The following is a 6,149-nucleotide window of genomic DNA, read 5'->3' on the forward strand; positions in this document are numbered from 1 at the left end:
AGGGTCGTCTATTGGGCGGACCGGTAGACGAGGTGCAGGTCGTCGTTGCCGAGGCCGGTGATGGCCGGCGCCGAGAACGTCGTGCCGGCTGCGGAGACCGGGGCGAAATCGTTCCAGTTCGAGGTGGGACTTGTGAGCGCACTGAGCCACAGCCTGTCGTCCCCACCACGGACGACGCAGTAGAGGGCGTCGCCGCGAACTCCCAGGGCGGGGGCGTCCCAGGTGGTTCCGCCGCGCACGGTGGGCGTGCCCCAGCCTGCGCTGGTGTTGATGTTGATGACGACGCGTCCGGTGAAGTAGTCGCGGTGGGCCATGTAGAGCTTGCCCTGGTAGATGGCCAGAGCCGCGGCGCGGTCGCTGATCGTGCCGAGCACCATGTGGGGGGCCGCCCAGTTGGTGCCGTCGGAGGACCACGTACATCCGAACGTGAGGCGGTGACCTCGTGCAGCTTGGTGTGGGGGGCGAAGCTGCGGGTCTCACCCCCGTTGACGCCCCCGAAGGTGGGGGTGATCTGCGTGTAGGAGGGCGGGTGGCCGTCGGCGCCCGAGCTGGTGGCCCAGTAGATCTCGTCGTCGCTCCACTCATCCGACCCCTTGTAGGTGCGGAACTTGTCCATCAGGAGCCTGACCTGCATCAGCTGCCGTTGCTGCGCATCGGCACGGTGCGCCGAGGCGGTCACGAACGTGGCCCCGTACCCGTAGTCGGCGCGCCTGGGGCATCAAGGTCGATGACGTTCACATTCGGCTGCGCGGCGACTTCCGCCCGCAGGCGCGGCACGTCCGCGAACAGGTCCGCGGCGGAATATCCCTCCTCGACGGGGCGGGCGGCCAGACTGGCGGGGAACATCCGAGCCCGGGCCGCCGACTCCTCCTCGTACACCCGGCCGAAGTCGTGCAGTTCCTCCTGCGACAGCAGCCGGTGCATGGGCCCCACCAGCCCCGCCTCCAGGTCCGTCAGTTCCAGACCCGCCCGTAACCGGGCCGCACCATGCAGCATCACCCCGTAGAGCAAAACCGCCCCTCGCGACGAGGGCGTCCGCCCCTTGGAGTTCGCGGTCGGCCGTCGGTCAGCTGCGCGCGCAGCCGAGTCAAGCGTCCTTACGGGAAACAGGCACCACAGACATGGACAAGGCCCATCGAGAGAGGGAGAGGCAGCTGGAGGGCGCCGGCGTCACCTTGATCGCGAAGCTGCTCGCTTCTCCCGCAACTCCATCGTTCAGCAGGCTCGGGCCGGGCCTTGCGAGGTTTCGGCGGCGGTGATGTGGACCTCGGTCGCACCGAGGACGCGTCCGTTGGCCTGGACCTCGATGCGGTGCGGGCCGGGGTGGATCGTGCGCACCGAGAGGCTGTCGAACCGGTGCCGGCGTGAGAAGGGGACCGCCTGGCCCGCGGGGAGGTCCCGGGCGGTCAGCTTGAAGACCTTGCCCGCTTTGGGGCCGCGAACCCCTTGGTAGTGGACTATGTAGTCGATCGCCGCTCTCGTCGCGCCGTTGGCGTGCAGCGAGAAGGTGACGGTGGTCGCCTCCCCGATGGAGATGGTGGAGGGCGAGCAGGCGAGGTCCGTGATCTCGATCGGAGCGTGGTGGTCGAACCCGAGAACCGCGAGAGCCTCCGGGTGTCCTCGCTTGACGAGTGTCCGCAGGCCGTGGCGCACGACGAATGCGCCCTGCGTGCTGCCGCGCAACCATCGCCGGGCGGTGACGAGGACGAGGTCGGGGTGGTCCTTGCTGATGTCGTTGAGGTGGTTCGCCACGGAACGTCGCACGTAGAGGGACTCGTCGTAGACGAGAGGCTCCAGGAGCGCCAGCGCGGGGGCGGGGTCGGAGATGAACCGCGAGAGCTGCGATGCCCAGGGCAACCGCGGGCGTGTGCCCTCCGAGACGAGCCGCCGAACGTGTTCGTCCGGATCGGTGGTCCACGCCCTGAGCCGGTCCATCGTGACCTCGTAGTGGGCTTCGACGAACGGGCGGACAGCGAACTCGGCGGTGTAGCGGGAAGTGAGCGCGGCCAGCAACGGCAGCGCGACGTCGGGCCGGTCCAGCAGCGCCGAGGCGACGTAGGCGTTGACGGGCATGGAAGCCCACCCCGTAAGACCCCTGCTGTCGAGGGCACCACGGATCACCCGGTCGGCTTCCTCGGGGGACGTCGGCATCGTCGCCGCGAGGGCACGGGCGATCCAGTCGATACGGGCCTTCAGCTCCAGCTCACCGATACCGGTACATGCGAGCTGCTCGAACGCCGTCCGGTCGAACGAGGCCGAGGCACCCGCGAGGTCGCCCGCGAGACGCCCGATGAGCTCCGGGGACAGTTCATCTTTGAAAGTGGCCATCTCAACGCCCGCCCAAGGTCACGTCGAGGGCCCTGACCGCTCGCCCCGTACGGCTCCCGGCCTGCGGGAGGAGGGGCTCGATGCGCTCCCACTGTTCGTTCGGGAGCGGCGTGAATCTCGACCGGGGCATCATGGTTTTGAGTCTGCCACGGACCACTGACACACGGCCGACGCCTCAGGCGCTCTGAGCTGCGACGACATCCCGTTGCGCGTCGCCTGCCCGGCCCGGGCAAAGGACCGTTTGCGACAGTGGAGCAGTGGAGGCTGAGCGTTGCGGCCGGGCGAGGGCGGGGGTCATTTCTGCTGTGCGGCGGGGCGAGGGCGGGGGTCAGTTCTACTGTGCGGCGGGCCGTGCGGGTGTTGTAATCTTTTCAAGTTCCTGTGCCGTGGTTTCGGTGGCAGTGACCGGACTTCCTGTCCCTTCTGTGTCGATCTTGGGGTGACGTCTTATCAACCAGGCCATGTAGTCGTCCGTGTTCCCCGCGTGCTGTTGTGTCGCACGTTTCCGGGGGCGGACGTCGCGCCGGCCTGAGTCGCGTCACCCATCCCCACAGTTTTCCTTCCCGGGTGCAGCTCTGCCGTCTGCCCCGGGTTTCGTGTTTTCCGTCCCGGTGCGGCTGTCGGCTGGGCTCCCCGATTCTCTGGATCAGGAGTTCCCGTTTTGTCCTCCTCCGCGCTCGGCGACGTGCCAGAGCACACCACCGCCCAGACCCCGACCCACCCATCACCTGCACCTTCGAAGATGGCCGTGGGGGCCTGGATCGCCCTCCTGGTGCTGCTGACCGCCGAGCTGATGAACATGCTCGACCAGTCGGTCGTCCTGACCGCCCTGCCCGCCATCCAGGAGTCGACCGGCGCCGGGCCGGTCGCGGTGCAGTGGCTGACCACCGCCTACTCCCTGCCCGTCGCCGTCGGGCTGATCACCGGCGGACGGCTCGGTGACGTCTACGGCCGCCGCAGGATCCTGCTCATCGGCACCGTCGTGTTCACCGTCGCCTCGCTGCTGTGCGGTCTGGCCACCGGCCCGGGCGTACTGATCGGCGCCCGCCTGCTCCAGGGCGTCGGCGTGGCCGTGATGATCCCGCAGGTCCTGGCGACCATGCACGTCACCTTCGAGGGCCGGAACCGCAGCAAGGCGTTCGGCCTGTACGGGGCCGTCCTGGCCATCGCCAACGTCCTGGGCCCGGTCCTGGGCGGCGTACTCACCGAGGCCGACCTGTTCGAGCTGTCCTGGCGGCCGATCTTCCTGGTCAACGTGCCCGTCGGGTTGGCCGTGCTCCTCCTGGGACGCACGTTCATCCCCGAGTCGACCCTCCGCAAGGCCGACCGGCTCGACCTGGTCGGCATGCTGCTGTCCGGCCTGGCCATCGTCCTGATCCTCTTCCCGCTCACCGAGGGCAACGCCCACGGATGGCCGCTGTGGTGCTTCGCCATGCTCGCCGCCGGCGTCGTCTTCCTCGGTGTCTTCCTGCGCCACCAACGGCGCAGGCAGGGCGACGACCCGCTGGTGACCCTGTCCCTCTTCCGGGTCAGGCAGTTCTCCGGGGGCATGGCAGCGGACCTGCTGCACGGCCTGCTGTGCGGTCTGTTCTTCATGACCTGGACGCTGTACCTGCAGTGCGGACTGGGCATGAGCCCGCTTGAGGCGGCCGTGGCCTTCGTGCTGCTCTCCGTGGGAGAACTGGGGGGCGCGACGATCGCGGCGAAGACCGCCGGACGCTTCGCCCGCCGCCTGCCGCAGGCCGGAGTCCTCGTCGCGACCGCTGCGACGGTCGCCTACGGGCTCCAGATCGGCAGCCACCAGGCCGACCTGACCCTGCCGGCGATGACCGCTCCGGTGGTGCTGATCGGCTTCGGCCTGGGCATGGTCTCCGGCCCGCTCGCCGATCTGTCGCTGGCCAGGGTCCCGCACGAGGACGCCGGCTCGGCCTCGGGCCTGTTCAACACCGCCATTCACCTGGGCATCGCGCTGGGTACCGCGCTGACCGCCGTGGTGTTCTTCGCCATCACCGGCGGCTCTCGCGACGGCGCGGTCAACCGCGACGCTTTCGTCACCGTGCTGTGGTGGGTCGGCGGCCTCCTCGCCCTGATGTGGGCCCTGATGTTCTGCCTGCCCAAGCAGGCCGACCACCAGGCCGACTGAGCCGTTCCCCATGGGCGGCGGACCCTGCACCCCGGGCGCCGCCGCCCCCTGGCCCTCCCTTGATTCCTGGGACGTCGGCCGGGGCGGCAGAGCGCCTCTTCGGGGATGAAGACACAGGTGACGTAGGTGCCGGCGCGGATCTCGGGGACGTGCCGGGTCAGTGGGCGGCGCAGGCGGGGAGCGACGGTGACGACGGAGCCGGCGAAGCCGGTGCGCTGCTTCAGTGGCGCAGCTGCCGGCCGGCTGCCCAGGTCACCGGGAGGTGTCGCAGACCACGAACCGTCGGGGTGGCAAACCACGGCAGAGTTCTTTCGGGCGCCGCCATGGCCAGACCGGGCAGCGCCGCGGCCAACACCGTGAGAGCGGTGTGCAGTTCAACCGCGAGCAAGGAGGCGCCGAGGCAGTAGTGCGGACCGTGTCCGAAGCTGAGGTCCCGGTCGATCTCCCCCGACCTGGGTGAGATGGCGGCCCGACCTCGTACGGCAGAGGCACGGTTGGCCAGGCCGATGGCCACGGTGGCCCGCCGGCCCGGTGCGATGTGCAGGGATCCCAGGCGCAGGGGAGCCACGGCGGTACGGGGCATGGCCAGGGTGATCGCCGGCGTGATGCGTGGCGACACCTCGGCCGCGCGGCGCAGCGTGGCCCGGTCCGGCGGGAGCTCTCCGTGTCGTATGAGCAGACTGGCGACTGTCTGCGCGATTTGTGAGGCGGCGAGCCAGGCGCCGTCGCCCATCAGCGTCTGTGCCACATCGAGGACGTCCGTAGCGCTGTGCCTGCCACAGCGCAGGGCTGCGCGGAGACCGGCGAACACGCCCGTCAGGGAAGTCGGGCCACGGGGATCGAGGAGGTCAGCCAGTACCCGACGCACCGCGCGTGCGGTCCGCCGGCGTTCCGCCTCGTCATCGGCGGACCACAACGAGGCCCACCACACCCGGTGCAAGGACCGGCGGGCGCAGGTGGGTATGCCGAGGAAGTCGCAGTGGACGCCGAAGGCGAACGGAAGGCAGAACGACCACAGGAGATCGACTGTCCGGCGGGACGAGCGCAGTGTGGCGACCAGCTCCTCGGCACGCCGTGCCATGGCCGGCCGGCACTGCTGTACCGCGCGTGGGGTGAAGGCTCGGGCGACCATCCCACGCAGACGCGTGTGGCACGGCGGATCCAGGCCGGTGAACACCGTGGAACCGCGCTTCGGATGGTTCCCAGGGCTGCGGACCGCCGCCGCGCGGCTCCATCGGGGGTCGGTGAAGAGGTCCACAGCGTGCCCGGCGTCCGCGACCACCAGCAGACCCTGCTGCGCATCGTGCCAGATGCCTGCCGCTCCGGTCGGCAGCAGGCAGCCGGGACCAGTCAGCATCTGGGGTCGAGCGCCGTACAGGAAGGCTGCCGCCCCCACTCCGTTCACCGTCCGCATGCGGAGATTCCTTCCCCGCCCATCACACCGGCCATGCCGAGAACAACCGCAGATGTCCGCCGGCCAGGATCGCCGACAGCATCCAAGAAGTGGACCGGAGCCTGAGGCGGGGAGTCCTTACGTTGTAGGCGGGTTGGTTCCGGTCAGGGCCAGGGCCAGGTTCAGAGGTGGGGTGCGCCACGAACGAAGAAGGGAGCTCTATGTAGGAGAGCTCGTGAAATCGATGCTGTGCAAGAGATGAAGGTATGGCCCTTCGGAGCCGCC

At 69.5% G+C, this 6,149-nt stretch carries 5 protein-coding genes; 1 reads left to right on the top strand and 4 read right to left on the bottom strand.

Annotated features, from left to right (window positions below):
* Positions 1-8: 8 nt before the first annotated feature.
* The 3 genes from AC07DO_RS39225 to AC07DO_RS39235 all read right to left on the bottom strand — a co-directional run bounded on the left by AC07DO_RS39225 (position 9) and on the right by AC07DO_RS39235 (position 2,328).
* The gene (locus tag AC07DO_RS39225; RefSeq protein WP_479067212.1) at positions 9-377 is read right to left on the bottom strand and encodes a hypothetical protein; all 369 of its coding nucleotides are present in this window, start codon (positions 375-377) and stop codon (positions 9-11) included.
* A gap of 298 nt (positions 378-675) precedes the next feature.
* A complete protein-coding gene (locus tag AC07DO_RS39230; protein ID WP_479067214.1) occupies positions 676-999 on the bottom strand; it encodes a hypothetical protein in 324 nt (107 codons plus the stop codon).
* A 216-nt stretch (positions 1,000-1,215) separates the two neighbouring features.
* A complete protein-coding gene (locus AC07DO_RS39235) occupies positions 1,216-2,328 on the bottom strand; it encodes a DNA alkylation repair protein (RefSeq protein WP_479067216.1) in 1,113 nt (370 codons plus the stop codon).
* Positions 2,329-3,070: 742 nt separating this feature from the next.
* On the opposite strand from AC07DO_RS39235, the gene AC07DO_RS39240 reads away from it, so the two are divergent.
* Complete coding sequence (locus AC07DO_RS39240; protein ID WP_479067218.1) at positions 3,071-4,471, top strand: MFS transporter; 1,401 nt, start codon at positions 3,071-3,073, stop codon at positions 4,469-4,471.
* A 220-nt stretch (positions 4,472-4,691) separates the two neighbouring features.
* Here the strand turns inward: AC07DO_RS39240 and AC07DO_RS39245 are convergent, their stop codons facing one another.
* Positions 4,692-5,885: a cytochrome P450 family protein gene (locus AC07DO_RS39245; RefSeq protein ID WP_479067220.1), complete on the bottom strand. Its 1,194-nt coding sequence runs from the start codon at positions 5,883-5,885 to the stop codon at positions 4,692-4,694.
* Between the last annotated feature and the right edge of the window lie 264 nt (positions 5,886-6,149).

It is taken from the genome of Streptomyces sp. NPDC045678, assembly GCF_056432085.1.